General features: G+C 61.6%; 13 protein-coding genes. 4 read left to right on the top strand and 9 right to left on the bottom strand.

The window, feature by feature from the left end:
* Positions 1-33 precede the first annotated feature (33 nt).
* The 9 genes from J4E00_RS17250 to J4E00_RS17210 all read right to left on the bottom strand — a co-directional run bounded on the left by J4E00_RS17250 (position 34) and on the right by J4E00_RS17210 (position 12,370).
* Positions 34-894, bottom strand: a complete 861-nt coding sequence (locus J4E00_RS17250) for a prolyl oligopeptidase family serine peptidase (RefSeq protein WP_208176436.1) — start codon at positions 892-894, stop codon at positions 34-36.
* Between the two features lie 50 nt (positions 895-944).
* Positions 945-1,451: a DUF6252 family protein gene (locus J4E00_RS17245; RefSeq protein WP_208176435.1), complete on the bottom strand. Its 507-nt coding sequence runs from the start codon at positions 1,449-1,451 to the stop codon at positions 945-947.
* A 183-nt stretch (positions 1,452-1,634) separates the two neighbouring features.
* Positions 1,635-2,165 carry a lipocalin family protein gene (locus J4E00_RS17240; RefSeq protein ID WP_208176434.1) on the bottom strand — a complete coding sequence of 177 codons (531 nt, stop codon included), beginning with the start codon at positions 2,163-2,165 and terminating at the stop codon, positions 1,635-1,637.
* Positions 2,166-2,328: 163 nt separating this feature from the next.
* Positions 2,329-3,756, bottom strand: a complete 1,428-nt coding sequence (locus J4E00_RS17235) for a tail fiber domain-containing protein (protein ID WP_208176433.1) — start codon at positions 3,754-3,756, stop codon at positions 2,329-2,331.
* 85 nt (positions 3,757-3,841) lie between these two features.
* The gene (locus tag J4E00_RS17230) at positions 3,842-4,567 is read right to left on the bottom strand and encodes an outer membrane protein (RefSeq protein WP_208176432.1); all 726 of its coding nucleotides are present in this window, start codon (positions 4,565-4,567) and stop codon (positions 3,842-3,844) included.
* 76 nt (positions 4,568-4,643) lie between these two features.
* On the bottom strand, positions 4,644-5,891 hold the full coding sequence (locus J4E00_RS17225; protein ID WP_208176431.1) for a hypothetical protein: 1,248 nt from the start codon (positions 5,889-5,891) through the stop codon (positions 4,644-4,646).
* A 49-nt stretch (positions 5,892-5,940) separates the two neighbouring features.
* Positions 5,941-6,564, bottom strand: a complete 624-nt coding sequence (locus J4E00_RS17220) for a GNAT family N-acetyltransferase (RefSeq protein WP_208176430.1) — start codon at positions 6,562-6,564, stop codon at positions 5,941-5,943.
* Positions 6,565-6,601: 37 nt separating this feature from the next.
* The gene (locus J4E00_RS17215; RefSeq protein WP_208176429.1) at positions 6,602-8,062 is read right to left on the bottom strand and encodes a T9SS type A sorting domain-containing protein; all 1,461 of its coding nucleotides are present in this window, start codon (positions 8,060-8,062) and stop codon (positions 6,602-6,604) included.
* Between the two features lie 228 nt (positions 8,063-8,290).
* On the bottom strand, positions 8,291-12,370 hold the full coding sequence (locus tag J4E00_RS17210) for a two-component regulator propeller domain-containing protein (RefSeq protein ID WP_208176428.1): 4,080 nt from the start codon (positions 12,368-12,370) through the stop codon (positions 8,291-8,293).
* 209 nt (positions 12,371-12,579) lie between these two features.
* Between J4E00_RS17210 and clpX the strand changes: the two genes are divergently transcribed.
* From clpX to J4E00_RS17190, 4 genes are all read left to right on the top strand, one after another.
* Complete coding sequence (gene clpX, locus J4E00_RS17205) at positions 12,580-13,803, top strand: ATP-dependent Clp protease ATP-binding subunit ClpX (protein ID WP_208176427.1); 1,224 nt, start codon at positions 12,580-12,582, stop codon at positions 13,801-13,803.
* A gap of 149 nt (positions 13,804-13,952) precedes the next feature.
* Positions 13,953-14,561 (top strand): hypothetical protein, encoded by a 609-nt coding sequence (locus J4E00_RS17200; protein ID WP_208176426.1) that lies wholly within the window; start codon positions 13,953-13,955, stop codon positions 14,559-14,561.
* A 72-nt stretch (positions 14,562-14,633) separates the two neighbouring features.
* Positions 14,634-15,590, top strand: a complete 957-nt coding sequence (locus J4E00_RS17195; protein ID WP_208176425.1) for a nucleotidyl transferase AbiEii/AbiGii toxin family protein — start codon at positions 14,634-14,636, stop codon at positions 15,588-15,590.
* A gap of 171 nt (positions 15,591-15,761) precedes the next feature.
* Positions 15,762-17,288: a CapA family protein gene (locus tag J4E00_RS17190; protein WP_208176424.1), complete on the top strand. Its 1,527-nt coding sequence runs from the start codon at positions 15,762-15,764 to the stop codon at positions 17,286-17,288.
* Positions 17,289-17,291 lie beyond the last annotated feature (3 nt).

The following is a 17,291-nucleotide window of genomic DNA, read 5'->3' as shown; positions in this document are numbered from 1 at the left end:
CGTGGAAAGGAGGAATTAAGGCCCGGAGACGTACTAGTGCTTGGTGCTAGCCGCCGCATTGGCCGGAGCGGTGGGCAGCTTTTGAGCCAGCAGCCACTGCCAGAAAGTGGCGTCGGTGTACACGTTGTCAATAATGAAATGGCCCTCAGCAGGGTACTCCGTGTACTTGGCGGCGTGGCCAGCGGCTTTGAGGGCGGCTACCATCTGGCGTGATTCCGCCACAGGCACTACCTCGTCTTTGGCTCCGTGAAACACCCAGACGGGCGTGCTTCCTAACGCTTTGGCAGTGGCGGCATAGGTGTACAGCGGCTGGGTTTTATAGGCCGTGAGCGAAGGCGACGGGAAAGCCTGGTCGAACCAGCTAGGGACCAATACCCCGCCGGCCATCGGAGCGATGGCAGCAAATTTGCCCGGGTGCTGCGCAGCTATGCACCAGGTACCGTAGCCTCCCAGCGACAGCCCCGTGAGGTAGAGCCGGCTGGGGTCGGCCTTGAATTCTGCCACAGTTTGGTCCAGGGCTTTCAGGGCCTGCTCGGCTCCTTCGCCAAACCACAGCTCGGGCGCGGCTACCTGCGGGAATACGGCCAGGAAAGCCCCAAACCGTTCCGGCTGCTTGTGCGAGTAGAGCTGGATGACGCTGCCCAGACCGTGCCCCATCTGCTGCTCATTGTCCTGGCCCCACTCCCCTACTCCGTGCAGGTACATTACCACCGGGTAGGCTTTCCCAGGCTTGTAGTCTTCGGGCACGTACACGCGGTAGGCATAGGTCCGGCTCCCCACGGTGACCGTGCGCTTTAAGAAGCCGGTTTCGGGGCGGCCGGCAGGGGCATTTTGTGCCCGCGTGAGGGGGCTCAGCAAAAGCAGCAGGGCCAGTAAAAGAGCAGAAGTCTTCATGGTGATGTGTTAAGCGTTATCGTTCATCCGAAACAGTGCCTGAGCCACCCCTACCGGAACTTGGTGAAGCTGAAGCTGCCGTTGGTCACATTTTGGGTGCCGGCAGCGCTGGTGTTGGGGATAGCACCGGCCGTGAACGTGAAGGTGCCGCTGATTTTCTGGGCCGTTTTGTCGTACTGGCTCACCGTAATGGTGCCGTTGCTGTTGGTAGGGCCGTAGAGGGTGAGGTATTGCGTCCCCTGACTGGGATTGCTGCCGTTTAGGGTGATGCCCCCGGCGGGCAGGTCGTCCAGCACCGAGCCTTTGCGCAGCTCGTACACGCCCGGCCCTTTGGCATTGATGCCCTGCAGGCTCAGCGACACGACGTTGTTGTTGTCTTTGGAACCGCCCGTGATGATAATTTTATCGCCGGAGTCGACAATGGCCGAAGCCCCCAACGTGCTGGTGTAGGAGGTGCCGTTGTGGGTCCAGGTCACGGAGCCATCGCCGGCACTGGGGACAGAATCATCAGAATCTTTCTTGCAAGCGGTGAGCGAGAGGCAAGTAGCAGCGAGCAAAAGAAGGGAATAACGGAGGCTGGTTTGCATATGCAAGGAGTGGAATAGGTGGATGGATAGGTAACAGTTGTTATCCGGACTCCAGCGAAGGAGCTTACTATGGCTGAATAGCTAGCAGCAATTCCAGTAAATGCGAACGTGATAAGGTCCTTCGCACTGCTCAGGATGACCGGTGGGCGCTGCCTAGCGGGGCACGCAGTTGCTCTGGTAGCGGAAGCTGGTGAGCTGCGCGACAGGCACCGTGGGGGTGTTGGCAGGGAAGGTGAAGTTGCCGGCCGATAAAATGAGGTAAGGCAGGATATCGCCGGAATTGGGAGCCAAGGCAGTTTGTATCTGGGTCTGGTTGTAATTCACGCCAAAGGCCAGCTTGTTGCTGCTGAGTTCGAACAGCTCGAAGGTTTGGGGATTATTGCCCGCCCCGGTGGTTTTGATTTGGGTTTCGTTGTTGGCAAAGGCCCAGGTCCCGGTTTCGGGAGCGGAGGTGCCATCCGTCACGGTCAGGGTGCCGTTGGCCGCAAACTGATAGGTTGTGGTATTGGCTGCGCTCGGCGTGTAGTTGCCCGCCACGCCGTTGAGGGTCATGGTCTGGGACGACTCCTTCCAGGTCACGCCCGAGAGCATGGCGGTTTTAGAAGGCGCATTTTCTTTGTCTTTTTTACAGCCTGCGGCGGTAAACAGCAGGCCGGATAGCAGTAGGAATGGAATGGCTTTCATGCGAAAAGGAGGAATGGGAAAGGTGAAAACGGGATGATATAATGATTACTTGGGAAGCCGGTTAAGTTGACCGCACGCGGGCTCGCAGCGCTACTTTGAGCGTTGAATGGCATCGTGCTGGCAGGCCGAAGCGGAGGTTGGGATATGCTTGTTCTGCTGTGGTTTAGCGGGTGGCCTGGGCCACCAGGGCGGCGGCCGACCGGGCACCGCCCTGCTCCAGCGCGGCAAGGCGGGCGTCGAGGGCATTCTGGCCGGTTTGCTCGGCTTGCAGCTGCTGGCGGAGTTGGGCGTTTTCGGCCTTCAGGGCATCGCTTTGCCGGGCCAGCTCCTGCACGCCCACGAGGGCCATGCCGGCCGGGTCGATGGTGCTCACGCTGGTATCGTTCAGTCCGAGGTGGAGGAGGCGGTAGAAATCCTGGGCCATGGGGCCAAGGTGAATTTCGTCATTCGTGCCCTCGTAAGTCCAGCGCGAGAGGGGCAGCTCGCGGATGAGGCCGAGTACCTGCGCGCCTTCTACGGGCTGGATATTTTCCTTAAGGTTGATGTCGGAAGCATTGGTCCAGGTGCCGCCGTCGCTGAGGTAGGCGCCGTTGCCGTTACTACCGTTGGTGCCCACTTGCAGGGCAAAGGCGGAGCTGCCGATGGTGGAGCGGCCAAAAATCCAGGTATTGGTGCTGGTTCCGAAGGCCATCAGGTTGTTGCCGCCTACCCGCGAGTTGGCCCCGATGGCAGTAGCGTTGGTAATGTTCCCTTGGGAAGCATCGGCTCCAACTCCCAGAAACAGGTTGTTTGAGCCACCCGAGACCGTCGTGCCAGCTTGGTTGTCGAGGGCCGTATTGTCGGCCCCGGTGGCCACATTATGGCCCACCAGAAAGCCCAGCAGCGTGTTGCCTCCGCCCGACGTGCTGTTAATGCCCGCCTGAAAACCCACGAAATAGTTGCCATCGGCGGTGGTGTTGGAATGGCCCACCTGAAATCCGCTAAACTGGTTGTATTTGCTAGTCGTTTTCAGGCCGGCCTGGTAGCCCATGAACGGGTTGTTGAAGGAAATTGTAGGGAGCTTTTTGCCGGCCTGGTAGCCTATCAGCAACTGGTTGTCGGGAAAAGAGGCGGAGCCGAGGGGGTCACCGCCCAGCCAGAATGCGCTATTCGTGTGCAGCCGGGCTTTTTCCTGGCCGTTGATGCCCAGCCGAACTGGCTTCACATCATTCGTAACCAGAAAGTTAGCTATGGAGTCGGTGGCGGCGTTGCCGGTCAGGCTCCAATCACTGCCAGTTGGAGCCGTACCGGTGCTGAGTTTTGTCCAGCTGGGCGCGGCGGCTGTGCCGGCGTTGTAGTAAAAACCCACCCCGCCGCTGATTGCGGCGTTACGGTTGAAGACAAGAAGACCAGTTCCAGGTGTTGGTATTGTGTTTCCATCAGTGAGAGAGGTTAAGGTGACTTGAGGAATGAGTAGACCTTTGTTGGTGGCTCGGATTTCGAGGGCAGCCGAAGCATCCGGCGTAAGGGTGCCAATGCCTACTTGCGCGGCGGCCTGGTGGGCCGCCGCGCTTATCATCAGCAGGAAAAGGCTGCGGAAAATGGTTTTCATAAGGCAGTCGGAAAGAAAGAAGTGGTGGGAATTGAATGGCGTAGCAGCACTTCCGTTTCGGCCGCCTGCCGGCAGCCTTCCGGGCTTAGAACTTGGCCGAAAGCCCGACTTTGAGGTAGGTCTGGTCGTAGCCTAGCTCGGCGAAGGCCCCGATGCTTTCGGTGAAGAAGTAGCGCCCACCCACGAAAAGCCCCGCGGCAAACTCCGTGGCGCTGGCCGAGCCCAGGGAGCCGTAGATGCTGCTACCCGAGAAGGAAACGCCAGCGTGGCGCACACCCAGACCCAGGCCGCCGTAGGCATCAAACTTCTCATTTACAGGGTAATGAAATGCGCCACGCAGCATCACCACGATGTCGGTATACTTCCATTTGTCGCCACCGCCCAGGTCATAGCTGGCACCCTGGTAGGCTACCAGGCCACCCAAGCCCAGCACGCCCGGTCCCAGCGGCATGAAGCCCCGCTCGTACGACAAGCTAATGGCCGGCGATACCGACGAGCTGCCACCAAAAAAGCCAGAGCCGTAGTTATAGCGGCTGCCCAGCCCAATGCCCAGGTTCAAGGCATTGGTGCCCACTCCGAAAGGCCCACTGGGCGAGGATGTCTCCGCCGTGCGGGCGGGCGCTGGTGCTGGGGAGGGCGCAGGTGCTGGCGCAGCAGTACGAGCCGGGGTGGCTGGGGCGGGCTTAGCGACCGGTTTGGGGGCTGGTTTCGCAGCTGGTTTGGGGGCCGGCTTGCGGGTCTGGGCCTGCATGGTGAGCGGCAGGGTGGCTACGCACGCGGCCACGAGTAAAGTGCGGAAAACAATTTGCATTGGGTTGAAAGAAAGAATGATGAAGTAATAAGATAAGTCAATGGGCACGTCAGCATGCGCCATCTTAATGGCAAAACTAAGGTTTGTAAGTCACGAAGTTGAAGGGCCGGTCGGCGGAGCTTCCCGACGAGTCGTAGGTGAATACCCGCAGTTGTAAAGCGCCAATGCTGTTGACCGAAATCTCCCCGCCTACCCCGTTTAGCGTGGCTACGGTGGTGTAGTCTGTGTAGAAATAGCTTTCGTTCGTGATGGAGATATCGTAAACGCCCAGGCTAGCTCTGGTCACGGTGAAATTGGGCGTGCTACCCGCAGTATTGATGGTGGCGCTGGCGTTCACGTTGCCGTAGCAGATGGGCAGCAGGTTGGCCGCACCGGTCTGGGCACGGTTCACTTCATTGGCATTTGAGCCCGACATGGTGATGGTGCCGTCCACATCCAGCCGCGAATCGGGCGAGGTGGTGCCAATGCCCAAGCGGCCGTTGACGAGGCGCATGCCTTCCAGCGAAGCCGTTTTGTTGGCTGTGCCGGTGCCGTTGGTGTAAAATGCCAGTCCGCCCGTGAAGCTACCTGCGTCGATGGAGCGCAGAAACGAGGGCCGCCATTCCGAGGCCGACCCCTCGGGGTCAGAATAGAAATCGAGGCCGGCTGCGCCAAATGCCGCGCTGCTGTGCACCCGCAGCACCGTAGGGCTGCTGGGCGAATACACGTGCAAGGCGCTGGCCGGGGCCGCCGTGCCAATGCCTACCGCCCCGGAGTAGCTGCCCGAAGGCGAGGGGAGAAAGCTGAAGGTCTTGGCACGCAGCTGCATGCGGTCGTCGCCGCCGGCTTCGCCCACGGTCACATAGTCGTTGTCGCCGAACCGGAGCAGGCCATCGTCGGCCGTACTCACCCACGAGGAGGTTTTGCCCAGGTGGCCGTCGCCATCGGCCAGCACGCTCAGGCCGCGGGTACTGCCGTTGCCCAACACCTCATTGGTGCCCAGGTTCAAGTTTTGGGTGGCGGTGTGGTTGCCCAAGTTGTCGCCGCCGGGGCTGAGAAATACCCAGCCGCTGGTGCCACCATAATACCAGAAGCCAGTTTGGGTGCCGCCGCCAGTTGTGCCGTCGGTCTGGTATACCATCAGGCCCTGCGGCGGCGAGGCAATGGCCAAGCGCTGAGCCGCCGTGAGGCGTGGAATAAGTACGCCCGTGTTATTGGCCGGGCTTTGAATGTCGAGGGCTGCCTTCGCATTGGGCGTAGTCGTGCCAACCCCAATCTGGGCCCGGCTGACGCGAGCCAGAAACAAGGCGGCAATGAGGAGTAAGAAAACGAAGATGTTTTTCATAATGCTTGGTATTCAGAATTTTGACTCAGGTTTAGAAGTAGTTGCCCCATCAAGCGCGTCCTTCGCGCATCAATCCCCAATTGGTGGGGGCCGCGGCATCATTGCCGGTGGGGCATTGGCCCATCATCCGGAAACCCAAGCGCTGGAAGAATCCCAGCTGGGCCGGGTGCTGGGCGTCGATGTAGCAGGGGGCATGCGTGGCCTGCATGGCTACCAGTGTGGCCTGGAGCAGGCGGCGGCCCAGCCCACGACCGCGGGCCGTGGGCCGCACGGCCAGGGCCAGCAGGTAGTATTGCGTGGCGGCGGCATGGCTGTGCCGCCGCAGCCATGCTGTGGCCATTAGGTAGTGCCGAAGCCGCTGAAACCCGCTCCAGTTCAGCCGCCAGAGTGCAGTGGGCAGCAGCCCCGTACGCAGCATCTTATACAGGGTGGCAGCTGGGTGGCCCGGCCCCAGCCACACGGCCACCGCGCTGGAATCGGTGTTGGTGTATACCCGGCCGAAGCGGAGGCCGAAACGCAGCAGCTGCTCCAGCAGCCACAGGCGCTTGCTCTGGGCATCGGGGCCGGTGCAGCAGTACGCCAGCACGGGGTGCTCGGCACAGGATGCTTCGAGCAGAGCCGTAGCCCACACCAGGTCGGCAGGTTCTAGGCGGCGGGCGGGCAGAGCGAGCATAAACGTGCTGGTAATGAGGAAAGGAATGGGCAGTGGCTTATTCGCGGACCAGCTTCAGCACCTGGCTGGTACCAGTAGTTGTCACGCGCAGCAGGTACACGCCACTGGCCAGGGCGGCCGTTTCGGTTGCGAACAGGCCCTCGCTGAGGCGGGACGTGGTGTGGTACACGGCCAGCTGGCGGCCCGTGGCATCGGTAAGGGTGGCGGTGAGGGCATTCTCGCCGGGCTGCTCTACCCGGATGTGTGGCCCGGCTCCGGCCGAAGGATTGGGCCAGGCGCTAACCAGCAGGGCCGAAGCGCTTTCCACGGCTACCGTGCGTACCGTTGAGTAGCTAACAGTGCCCTCCTTATCCACCTGGCGTAGGCGGTAGTACAGGGTCGGCACGCCGTACTGCGCCACCTTGGGGTCGAGGAAAGAATAGTCGTGGGCTACCGTGCTGCTGCCCTGGCCCGCCACGCGGCCGGCCGGCTCAAACTCCAGCCCGTCGCGGCTGCGCTCCACGTCGAAGTAGTCGTTGCTTTTCTCCGATGCCGTGTTCCAATCCAGGCGGGCATTCACACCCTCGCGCCGGGCCGTAAAGGCGGTAAGCTCTACCGGCAGTGGCGTGGCCACATCCGACATCGTGAAGCGACCCACCACATCTTCGGTATTGGCCGCCCCAGGGTTGTACTGGCGCGGGTTGGACGCCGAGACGTTGGTAGTAGGGCCATCGGCCTGCGTCCATACCGTATAAGGTGCATCACTCCGCCACGGCGTGGCCTGCGCCATGTTGCGGCCATTATCCAGCGCGCTCAACCAGCTGAAATACATCTTGCGCTTGGGGTTGCCGCCGGCCGAGGAAGCCACCGTCCAGTATACGGCCGCCGACGAATTGCCCCCGACCGTGGTAATGCCCGTTGGCCCGGTCACCCGCGTCAGGGTAATGCTGCCCACGTTGCCCCCACCGGCAGGCATGGTCAGGCCCAGAAAGGGTCCGAAAGCTCCGCCGCCCACGCTACGGGCAGCCATTGTTACGGGTCCCACCAAGCGTGCGCTGTTGGTTTCAACGGGGTCGGTGGCGGTGGTGAGCAGGGTAATGGGTGTGCTGCTGCCAATGGTGACCAGGCCGTTGGTGAGCGTGATGGTGCCGGCCACATTAATAGGAGCGGCTACTGCCACGCCAGCGGCGTTGTTCACCGTCAGGTTCTGCACCGGGAGGGTAGCCGAACCAGTCAGGTTTTGGAGGCCGGCCGCGCCCATGACCCGCAGTTGCGCCGCCGACGTCACGGGCGCAGTCACGATGCCGTTGTTGGTCAGGTCACCGCCAAAATCGAGCTGGCCTTCATTAGTAAGTGTAGCGCCCGTGCCCACGGTCAGGTACGAGGGCATCGCCATGAGTCCACCCGGTCCGATGTACAGCGTTACAGGTCCGGAGATAGTGAGTTGGGCCTGTACTACGGTTGCCGGCAAGCCAATTCCCAGGCCTGTGAGCAACAGAATCCAATAGAACTTTTTCATGACTGGTTATAAAGGCTAAACGATGGCTGATTGATATTGCCAAAGCACGCCTCCCCCCTGTCGAATGCCATCTGCTGGTGTTGCGAATGCGTTAGTGAACGTTGCACCACTTGCGCAAACCGCGCATTTGCTTTCGTTTTTGTGCCATTGCCCCCAGATTTCATTGTCTCAAGCACAAAAAAGCCGGTGAGCAAGGAAGCTCACCGGCAAGGCTTAAGCAGCACTATTTTAGTATTTATCCCCTTCCGGCTTATTGACTTTGTCGCTGGACTTTTCATTATTCTGACGGGCAGTTGCGCTGGGCGGGTAGCCAAATTGCCGGGAGAAAGCGGTGGAGAAGGCCGCCGGGCTCCCAAAGCCCACCTGGTAGGAAACCTCCGCGACCGTGCCGACCTGGGCCCGCAGCAAGGCCCGCGCCCGGTGTAGCCGCGTACCCCGGATGTAGTCGCCGGGGCTCTGCCCGGTGAGGGCTTTTAGCTTGCGGTGCACCTGCGTTCGGCTCAGGCCAATGTCGTTGCCCAACTGGTCTACGCCGAATGCTTCGTCGGCCAGATGCTTCAATACGGTCTCGCTCACGCGCTGCAAAAACTCCTGGTCGAGTGAGGGCAGGCCAGCCACGGCCGCCTCGTGTGGTGACTCCGAAGTGGGCAGGGACGTGGTGGGCTCTACAGTTGCTTTGGCCTCCGCTACGGCTGGTATTCGGTCGTTGTTGCCGGGAGCTGGCACGGGGGTGAAACGCGCCTGCACCCGCTCGCGCAGAGCCAGCAGGTTGCGCACCTGAGCCCGTAGCGTGCGCGGGTCAAACGGCTTGGCCAGGAAAGCGTCGGCCCCGGTTTCCAGCCCTTCGAGCTTGGCTTCGGAACCGGATTTGGCCGTGAGCAGCACCACTGGAATATGGCTGGTGGCCACATCGGTTTTGAGCTGCTGGCAAACCTCGTAGCCGGTTAGGCCGGGCATCATCACGTCGCTCACCACGAGGTCGGGCACTTCGGTTCGGGCCAGGGCCACGCCAGCGGCCCCGTCGGGCGCCAACAGCAGGTGGTAGCCGAGGGGCGCCAACGTAGCCCGCACAAACTCGCGCACTTCCTCATTGTCTTCGATAATGAGCACCACGTCGGCATCGGTGCTGGCGGGGGCACCGACCTCGGGTGGCAGCGCGGGCTCGCTCGCCACCCGCGCCACAAACGACTTGACTGGCAGCCGTGCATCGGCCACCGACAGCAAACCTTTGGGCAGCTGCACCGTGAACGTGGCTCCCTGGCCCGGTTCGCTGGCGGCACTCACCCGGCCGCCGTGCAATGTGGTAAGCTCGCGCACCAGCGCCAGCCCAATGCCGGTGCCCATGCGCTGCCCATCGGTAGCGGCATTGCTAGCCTGATAAAAACGGTCGAACAAATGCGGCAAGTCTTCGGGGGCAATGCCAGCGCCGGTATCGCGCACGGTTATTTCGACGCTGCCCGCCGGGGCATTGGCCGTTGGGCCCAACTCAACGACGGTGACGGTGACGGTTCCGCCAGCTGGCGTGAAGCGCAAGGCATTGGCCAGCAGGTTCGTCAGAATTTCATCCAGCTTGGCTGCATCAAATACCAGCGGAATGGCAGGCGGTGCTTCGCAGGACAGGCATATGGCGCGGCTACCGGCCAGCGACGAAAACGCGGCTACCAACTGCCGCACCGCAATAGCCGCATCCCCCGAGGTGGGCATCAGCCGAAGGGCTCCCGCTTCCAGCTTGCTCAGGTCGAGCAGCTGGTTGATGAGGTTGAGCAGCTTGCGGGCGTTGCGCAGCACCAAGCCCCCACGCTGACGTACTTCGGGGTCCACCGGGTCGGTGGCCAGCAGCTCGGCCGGGCCCAGGATGAGGGTGAGCGGGGTGCGCAGTTCGTGGCTGACGTTGGTGAAGAAGTCGGTTTTCACCCGGTCCATCTCCTGCAGGTGCCGCAGGGCCTGGTGTTCGAGCTGACGGTCGGCCCGCTCCCGCTCCCGGTCGCGGGTGTAGGTCCGCACCCCATAAATCACCAGGCCAAACGCACTTGCATACAACACATAAGCCCACCACCGCCGCCACCACGGCGACTGAATGGTAAAGGCATACGTGGCTGGGCGGGCATTCCAGACGCCGTCATTATTGGCGGCCCGCACCTGAAAAGAGTAGTCCCCGGGCGGCAGGTTAGTATAAGTGGCCGAAGTTGCTTTGAGCGGCCCCACCCAGTCGGGGTCGAACCCGGCCAGCCGGTATTGGTAGCGCACCTTGCCGGGATTGGTCAGGCTCACGCCAATGTAGTCGAACGTGAGGTGGTTGAGCTGGTGCGGCAACGTCAGACCGGACGTTAGCGCAGTATCCTTCAGAAAGATGCGCAGGCCCGCCACCGACGTGCGTGGGGCGACGCGGTTGGGCCGGGCCAGGGCGGGGTTATAGTGCATCAGGCCGTTGATGGTGCCCACCCACAGCTGCCCGCGCTGGTCCAGCATCACGGCATTCTGGTTGGTTTCCTGCCCCAGAAAGCCTTCGGTGAGGCCGTAGCTACGGGCCTGACCCGTGCGAATATCGAAGCAGTCGAGCCCCAGGTTGGTGCCCAGCCAGACGTGCCCCAGGCTGTCGCACTGCACAAAAAACGGGTTGTTGGATTGCAACCCCGTTTGCAGACCGAACGATTGCAGCCGCTTGCCATCATACCGCAACAGCCCGCTGCCAATGCTGCCCAGCCACAAATTGCCCCGCAGGTCCTCGCTGATGGACCCGATGCTGAGGCGCGCCGGCTGCCCGGCCACGGGCTCAAAAGTATCCGTAGCTGGGTCCAGGCGCACAAGGCCCCGGTCATCGGTTCCCACCCAAAGCAGGCCGTTGCGAGCCCGCTTAATCGTCCACAGATTATTGGTAGGCAGACTACTATGCTGCGCGTCAAAAACTTGGATTGCCTGGGTGGCGGGGTCGAATACCATCAGGCCGGCCTGCCGCGTGAGCAGCCAGACGCGCCCGCGCCCGTCCTCGGCTATGCTGGCTACCGACTGCCCGCGCAGGCCCGGGGTTTGGTTGAAGGCCGTCCAGTGGCCGGTGGCGGCGTGGTAGCACAGGGCCCCAGCCTCGGATAGCCCCACCCAGATGTCGCCCCGGCTGTCGCGGAACAGGCAACGCGCAAATGGCTGCTTGCGAAAGCCGGGCAGCGGCAATATCCGCGCTTGCTGCCCAGCCGGCGCGGTTGGCCGCAACACCGTCAGGCCGTTGGGGGTGCCCACCCAGTATTCGCCGGACTTGATTTTCAGGATGCTGTGCACTTCGTTGTTCGGCAGTCCCTGCGCGGTGGTGAACTGGGCAAACCGCTCATCGGGCAGGTGCTGGGCAATGCCGTTGTCGTGCACGGTCCAGAGGCTACCCTCGCGGTCTTCGAGCAGGTCCGCTGCCACGTCGCTGTCGAAGCTATTGCCCACCGCCACGCATTCAAAGCGGGTCCCGGTGGCAGCCATACGGCTCAGCCCGGTTTCGGTGGAGGCCCACACGCGGCCCTCCCGGTCTTGCAGCACGCGTCGCACGTTGGCACTGCACAAGCCGTTTTCCGCCCCGAAGCGGCGCACGCGCCACGCCCGCGAACTGCCGCTCAGACGCAGCAACCCGCCCCCAGTCCCCACCCAAAACAGGGTGTCACTCACCCGAAAAAAGCTATTGATAGTGCCTGTTCGCACGGCGGGCGGCAGGGCCTGGCACAATTGGGGCAGCGGTTGGCCCGTGGTAGCATTCAGTACCGCAAGGCCGGCATCGGTAGCCGCCCAGCACTGTCCGGCGGGGCCGGCTTCCACAAAAGCTATTTTATCAGAAGGCAGGCCCCGGGCCCGGCCGAAGCGGGTAAGGCTGGTATCGCGGGGGCCGCAGCGGAGGCGCAGCAGGCCCTGGCCCTCGGTGGCCACCCACACGGCGCCGCCCGGTCCCAGCCAGATATGGCGGGCGTGCAGCGGCAGCGTGAGGCCTGGCAGGCGGCACCGTCCCACCTGCTCATCGCGCAGCCAGGCCAAACCGCCGTACTCGTGGCCCAGCCACATGGTGCCGTTGGGGGCGGCGGCCACGGCCCGCACGTGGTTGTCGGTGAGATTGCGGCGGCCGTCGAACACCCGAAACTGCTGGCCGTCAAAGACGCACACACCGCCTTGCGTGCCGGCCCACAGCCGCCCGCGCGCATCCTGGCACAGCGCATATACAATGCTCTGAGGCAAGCCATTGGCAATGGTATATTCGCGCAATGCCAGCGTCTGGGCACTGGCTGGCCGGGGCAGCAGCACCCAGGCGAGCACCAGCATCCTCAATAGCCTCTTCAGCATAAACACTTGATGTAAGCCCAAAACAAAGCCCCGACCCAGCCGCTTTGTGCAAGGCACAGTGGTTAAAACTACGCAATATCCGTCAAATGCTGTATTTTGACCTTTGCGTAGCGGCACCATTTTTCTGGCCCCCGACGTTGGGCTTGTCGTATCTTTGAGCCCGCTTGTTTGAAAAGCGCGCCCTCCCACCCTTTTGTTTTCCTCTTTCCGTGGCCGAAATATCCTGTTCCTTTTGCAATAAGAGCAAGCGCGAAGTCGCCGTCATGATTTCGGGCATCAATGCCCACATTTGCGAGAAATGCGTGGGTCAGGCCCAGCACATTCTCAACGAAGAGGCTAAGGCTCAGGACGCTAGCAAACAACCCAAGTTTACGCTTATTAAGCCTAAGGCCATCAAGGAACACCTCGACCAGTACGTGGTGGGCCAGGACGAGGCCAAGCGCGTGATGGCAGTGGCGGTGTACAACCACTACAAGCGCCTCATGCAAAAGCCCTCCGACGACGAGGTGCAGATTGAGAAATCGAACATCATCATGGTGGGCGAAACCGGCACCGGCAAAACCTTCCTGGCGCGCATGCTGGCCAAAATCCTGCAAGTGCCCTTCTGCATTGCCGACGCTACGGTGCTGACGGAGGCCGGCTACGTGGGCGAAGACGTGGAAAGCATCCTCACCCGCCTGCTGCAAGCGGCCGACTACAACCTCGAATCGGCAGAGCGCGGCATCGTGTACATCGACGAAATCGATAAAATTGCCCGCAAGAGCGACAACCCCAGCATCACCCGCGATGTGAGCGGCGAGGGCGTGCAGCAGGCGCTGCTGAAGCTGCTGGAAGGGACCAACATCAACGTGCCACCTCAGGGGGGCCGCAAGCACCCTGAGCAGAAGATGATTTCGGTGAACACCGAGAACATCCTCTTCATCTGCGGCGGCGCCTTCTCGGGCATCGACCGTATCATCAAGAGCCGCCTGAATACCAAGCCGATGGGCTTCGCCAAAACCAATCTGGAGGAGCAGGTCGACACGCAGAACTTCCTGCGCTATGTCACGGCCCAGGACATCAAGAGCTTCGGCCTCATCCCCGAGCTCATTGGCCGCCTGCCCGTGCTCACCCACCTCAACCCGCTGGACCATAAAACGCTACGCATGATTCTGACCGAGCCCAAAAACTCGCTCGTGCGTCAGTACAAGCGTCTGTTCAGCATGGAAAATATCGAGCTCAGCTTTACGGAGGACGCACTGGAATACATTGTGGAGAAAGCCGATGAGTACCGCCTCGGCGCCCGCGGCCTGCGCTCCATCTGCGAGAGCATCATGACGGATGCCATGTTCGAGATGCCATCGGAGAAAGACAGCTCGGAGCTTCAGATTAACCTGAGTTACTGCCGCAGCAAGTTTGAGAAGTCACCGCTACGCCACATGCGGGCAGCGTAGTTTGAGGCCTGATAGTTGGTACTGAGCAGTCAGTATTTGGTAGTGGGAAGTTCGGTTTGGGCCGGGCTTCCCATTTTTGTTGACTTACTTTCAAAAGCCGACTTCCGTTTGGAACACTTCTACGCACTACTCACGCGCCTTGCCTTTCCATGTCTTATTCCTTACAAGCTTTACCAGTTGAGTTCCACCTGACTACTGCTCCGCTGACGCCCAACGAGTTGGCAGGCTTTGAGGCATTGTGCCAGCGGGCTGGTGGTAAGGCTTTGCTGATTGAGCTGGCCCGCGGTCAGCACTGCCAGCAACCGATGTTGAGCCTTATCAAAACGGGTATCGCCCCAGCCGATGCGCTGCTAGAGGCGAGAAAGCTGGCGGAGCAGTTTGGGGATGGTGGCTACCCGGTGCTGCGGCTTAAGCTGGAGGTACCGGCTTGGGGTGCGGCCTGGGCACGCCCGGCCCAGCGTGCCGCGGGCGGCACGTACTACGAGTGGCACGGCCGGGTAAGGTATGAGCGAGAAGCGGCATTGCGGGCCTGGTGTGAACAGCACGCGGTGCACCTCTCCTCCAATGCGTTGCGCCATCGGCCAGATGTCCGTTTCGTTACCCTGCGCGAGTTTGGGCCGGTGGCTCAGTTTGCGGCCCGCGTGGCAGTGGTGCAGGCCGGGCTAGTGGCTAATGGCTGGCACATAGCCAAGCAGCAGGCCGAATTTTGTTTTTTCGACAGCCGGGTATCGCTCGATGCCGGTTGGCTAACCACCTGATTTTAGTTGTCCGTTGTTCGTGTTCAAAAACGGCCCGATGACTAATAACTGATAACTAGTAACTAACACCTCATGACACCAGAAAAACTTTGGACTCCGCGCAATGAAATGCTGGCGCAGGAGGCCTTTATCCGGCGGGCGGCAGCAGTGGGTGGGCCATTTATGCTGAAGGGCAGCTTTGTAACGCGCCAATACCTTGCCCACCCCGAGCAGCGCATTCCGCAGGATTTGGATTGGGTGTGCCTCACACCGGCCCAGAGCGAAGAGCAGATGCGTACGCTGCTCAATGCCTGGGCTACCGCCGTAACCGAGCAACCCGCCACCGACGGCTTCACTTTCCAGAGCTTCCGGGAAAACACGTTCTGGCGCATGATAGAATATGCCATGAGCGACGATTTCCCCACCGTGAACACAGATGTCGGCGTCTGGCTGCCCGGCCATCCTCCTACTACCGAAGCCACCATGCTGAGCATTTCGGTCGACGTAAGCTTCAACCTGGTGGTGGAGCCGCCGCCGGTACCGCTCACCTATCGCCCCCTCGAAGGCGAGACTTTTCTGGTGCCGCGCACCTGTCCCCTGGCCTTACAGGTAGCCTGGAAACTACACCAAACCCTGGTGCGCCCCCGCTACAAAGACCTCACCGACCTGATAGCACTGTTGGCCGTGCCCGCTTTTGATGCTTCCACTCGGGCCGCTGCCCTGCAAGCCTTCGTGGATGAGTGCCACAGCGACCAGGTCGACCCCAGGAAACTTCGTTACTACGCAACCGGAGATGCAGCGGCCGACAGCCGCAAGTTTGGCCAGCGCGAGTCGTCGTGGTTCCATCAGCTGCTAAACTCCGGGGACAAGGCATCTAACCCATTTGGCGACATCTACCTGCAATACGGTCATCACCTAGGGGCAGGTAGCAAGAGTTATACGTCATTGCCTGAGCTATTTGCAGATTTTCAACTAGCGCTGAACCGTGCCGGTATCAACGCAGCGGTGCTTGAGTATCTGCCTTTGCCTACTCCTCGGCCCGCTGAATAAGTCGTTGTTTGCGTCGAACGAGTACCCCGAATTGCCAATTCAGGGTACTCGTTCTAACAACCCAGGCTGGCTCTAAAGCCTTGCAGGCATAGCATTAGCAGCGGCCCAGCCCTTACCTTCGCCCCACTGCCTCCCGTCTTGCGATTTTCAATAGCTGCGCGCATTCTGTTTGTGGCATGTCTTCTTAGTGGGGGAATGCTGAGTGGCGCGCTGACAGCTTGCCGGCCTCAATCAGCCGCACCGCCGCTGCGAGTGAGCATGGTGGGCGATGTGCTGTTGGCGCGCAACGTGCCCGCCGCGCTGGCCCGCGACAGCGCCACCCTGGCCCGCCGCGCCCGCCGCTGGTGGGCCGGCAGCCGCTACGTAATTGGCAACCTGGAGTGTCCGCTCACGACTGCAGAACAGCCGGTTGCCAAGCAGTTCACCTTTCGGGCCGACTTGCGCTGGGCGGCGTGGCTGCGGCGGTTGGGGCTCACGCACGTGTCGCTGGCTAACAACCACACGCTCGACCAGCACTGGTTCGGCTTGCGTGATACGTACCGGGCCGCCAGCACGGCCCGCCTGGGTACACTGGGCTACCAGCCCGATTCGACCGCCGGCTGCCTGCCCACGCTGCTGGGCCCCGATAGCAGCGTAGCAGTGCTGGCGTATTCGGCATTTCGGGTGGGCGTGCCGGGCGAGGGCTGCGTGTGCGGGCGCGATTTCAGTGCATTGTGTGAGCGGCTGGCGGCTTACAAAACGCTGTTTCCGCAACGGGCCGTGCTGGTGTACCTGCACTGGGGCACCGAATACGCGGCCCAGCCCACCGACGGCCAACGGCAGCAGGCTCGCGCCCTCATCGACTGTGGTGCGACGGCCGTGGTTGGTAGCCACCCGCATGTAGTGCAAACTGTGGAATACTACCGTGGTAAACCCATTATATACAGCCTTGGCAACTTCCTGTTCGACCAGCACAGGGCCGCCACCGACCTCGCACTGCAAGTCGATTTCGACCTGCGCGCCGGGCAGGTAGCAACCACCTGCCTGCGGCCCTTGCAGCTGATAAATGCGGTGCCACACGCGGCCAACACGCGGGCAACAGCTAGCCTGCTGGCCCGCCTGCGACGCTATTCCCCCAACCTTCGGTTCAACCCCGATGCGGTGGGTGGCTGGCAGCTCCAATCCAGCATTCTGGCCGCCAAAGCAGATTCTTTACCGGCTTATTTTCAGCGGCAAGTAACAGTAGACGGCCCAACGGGACTCGTGACAGCGCGGCTGCGCTACCTGCCCCACTCCCGGCAATACCAGGCCTGGGCGCGCACGCCCAGTGGCACCGCTACTACAGTCACGCTGCGATTCCCCATCTACGCTCTCGGTGCTGGCGACGTGGACAATGACGGCCGGACCGACCTGCTTCTGGGTCCGGTCAAACCCACACCGCTCGACACTGTCCGGCGGCGGCGCTTGTTTGTTTATTCGCTCGATTCGGCGGGGCATTGGCAGCCGAAGTGGCGCGGCTCCCGGCTCACGTTCCAGTTGCTGTGCTTCCGGGCCGGGCCGGCGGCCGATGGGCGGACGTATGTTCGCACCATCGAACAAGCGCCCGATGGCCTCTACTGCGTTGGACAATACCGGTGGCAGGGCTTTGGCCTGGTGCTCGACCGGTTTTTGGCCCGGCGGCTGTCGCGGGATGCGGCTTACCGCTGCTTTGTTTTGTGATGC

The sequence above is a fragment of the Hymenobacter negativus genome, from assembly GCF_017571495.1.
GTDB classification, from domain to species: Bacteria; Bacteroidota; Bacteroidia; order Cytophagales; family Hymenobacteraceae; genus Hymenobacter; species Hymenobacter negativus.
This window is presented reverse-complemented; position numbering and strand designations above follow the sequence as displayed.

Coding starts and splice junctions, on each gene's coding strand:
- J4E00_RS17250 (WP_208176436.1), bottom strand. CDS start 894: ATGAAGACTTCTGCTCTTTTACTGGCCCTGCTGCTTTTGCTGAGCCCC.
- J4E00_RS17240 (WP_208176434.1), bottom strand. CDS start 2,165: ATGAAAGCCATTCCATTCCTACTGCTATCCGGCCTGCTGTTTACCGCC.
- J4E00_RS17235 (WP_208176433.1), bottom strand. CDS start 3,756: ATGAAAACCATTTTCCGCAGCCTTTTCCTGCTGATGATAAGCGCGGCG.
- J4E00_RS17230 (WP_208176432.1), bottom strand. CDS start 4,567: ATGCAAATTGTTTTCCGCACTTTACTCGTGGCCGCGTGCGTAGCCACC.
- J4E00_RS17225 (WP_208176431.1), bottom strand. CDS start 5,891: ATGAAAAACATCTTCGTTTTCTTACTCCTCATTGCCGCCTTGTTTCTG.
- J4E00_RS17220 (WP_208176430.1), bottom strand. CDS start 6,564: ATGCTCGCTCTGCCCGCCCGCCGCCTAGAACCTGCCGACCTGGTGTGG.
- J4E00_RS17215 (WP_208176429.1), bottom strand. CDS start 8,062: ATGAAAAAGTTCTATTGGATTCTGTTGCTCACAGGCCTGGGAATTGGC.
- J4E00_RS17210 (WP_208176428.1), bottom strand. CDS start 12,370: ATGCTGAAGAGGCTATTGAGGATGCTGGTGCTCGCCTGGGTGCTGCTG.
- J4E00_RS17200 (WP_208176426.1), top strand. CDS start 13,953: ATGTCTTATTCCTTACAAGCTTTACCAGTTGAGTTCCACCTGACTACT.
- J4E00_RS17195 (WP_208176425.1), top strand. CDS start 14,634: ATGACACCAGAAAAACTTTGGACTCCGCGCAATGAAATGCTGGCGCAG.